Below are 1,399 nucleotides of genomic sequence, written 5' to 3'. Positions count from 1 at the left end.
AGGCGAGCGCCATCGCGATGCCGATGCGCTGGCGCTGGCCGCCGGAGAACTGGTGCGGATAGGCATCGAGGCGCGAGGCCGCGTCGGGGATGCCCACGCGGTCGAGCAGGCTCAACGCCTCCTTGCGGGCCTGTTCCTTGGCCAGGCCGCGGTGCAGCCGCAGAGGCTCGCCCACCTGGCGCGCAATCGTGTGCACCGGGTTCAGCGCCGTCATCGGCTCCTGGAAGATCATGCCGATGCGGTTGCCGCGGATCTGGCACATCTGCTTCTCGGGCAGGCCGACGAGTTCCTGCCCGTCGAGCTTGATGCTGCCCGTGACCTTGGCGCTCGACGGCAGCAGGCCCATCAGTGACATCACGGTGATCGACTTGCCGCAGCCCGATTCGCCGACGATGCCCAGCGTTTCGCCGCGCTCCAGCGAGAACGAGATACCGCGCACGGCCTGCGCCGGCCCGCGCTGGGTCTGCAGGCCGATCTGGAGGTTGTTGACTTCGAGGAGGGGCATGGCGCTTACCGGGCTCTGGCCAGGCGCGGGTCGAGCAAGTCGCGCAACCCGTCGCCCAGGAGGTTCAGCCCGAGCACAGCGAAGGCGATCGCCATGCCGGGGAAGACGGCCAGCAGCGGCTGCTGGAACATGAGGGTCTGTGCTTCGCTGAGCATGCGGCCCCACGAGGGTTGCGGCGGCTGCGTGCCCAGGCCCAGGTAGGAGAGGGCGGCCTCTGCAAGGATCGCGATGGCGAAGCGGATCGTGATCTGCACGATCAGCACGGCCGAGATGTTCGGCAGCACGTGCTGCATCGTGATCGCGAAGCTGCCCTTGCCGCAGGCGCGCGCGGCGGCCACGTACTCGCGCGACCAGATGGCGTTGGCCGAGGCGCGCGTGATGCGCGCGAAGGTCGGGATGTTGTAGATGCCGATCGCGATGATCGCGTTGACGATGCCGGCGCCGAACACCGCCGTCATCATGATGGCCGAGAGGATCGCGGGGAAGGCCAGCGTGAAGTCCGACAGCCGCATCACCGCTTCTTCGACCCAGCCGCGCTTGGCGGCAGCCAGCAGGCCCAGCGCCGTACCGACCACGAGGCCGATGCCGACTGCGATCACGCCGACAAGGATCGATGCGCGCGCGCCGACCAGCAGAAGCGAAGCCACGTCGCGGCCGAACGCGTCGGTTCCGAGCCAATGCGATGCGGAGGGCGCCTGCATCTTGTTCGCCATGTCCATCGCATACGGCGACCACGGCGTCCACACGAAGGAGACCAGGGCGGCGACGAGCAGCAGCGCGGCCAGCACGCCGCCGATGACGAAGCTGCGGTGCTTCAGCGCGCGCTGCCAGAAGCCGGGGAGCTTGACGAGCGCCGCAGCGCTCGGAGCAGTGATGACGGAGCTCATATGTCGC

General features: G+C 68.6%; 2 protein-coding genes. Both read right to left on the bottom strand.

The window, feature by feature from the left end; all coding sequences use genetic code 11:
* Positions 1-505, bottom strand: a 505-nt coding sequence (locus PMI12_RS27775) for an ATP-binding cassette domain-containing protein (RefSeq protein ID WP_007839330.1), incomplete at its 3' end; no start/stop codon positions are given.
* A 5-nt stretch (positions 506-510) separates the two neighbouring features.
* Positions 511-1,392: an ABC transporter permease gene (locus tag PMI12_RS27770; protein ID WP_042674635.1), complete on the bottom strand. Its 882-nt coding sequence runs from the start codon at positions 1,390-1,392 to the stop codon at positions 511-513.
* Positions 1,393-1,399: the final 7 nt, after the last annotated feature.

Source organism: Variovorax sp. CF313 (genome assembly GCF_000282635.1).
In the GTDB taxonomy this organism is placed as follows: Bacteria; Pseudomonadota; Gammaproteobacteria; order Burkholderiales; family Burkholderiaceae_C; genus Variovorax.
This window is presented reverse-complemented; position numbering and strand designations above follow the sequence as displayed.

What these genes read in the sequence shown, in the direction of transcription:
- PMI12_RS27770 (WP_042674635.1), bottom strand. Translation starts at nt 1,392, where the DNA reads ATGAGCTCCGTCATCACTGCTCCGAGCGCTGCGGCGCTCGTCAAGCTC.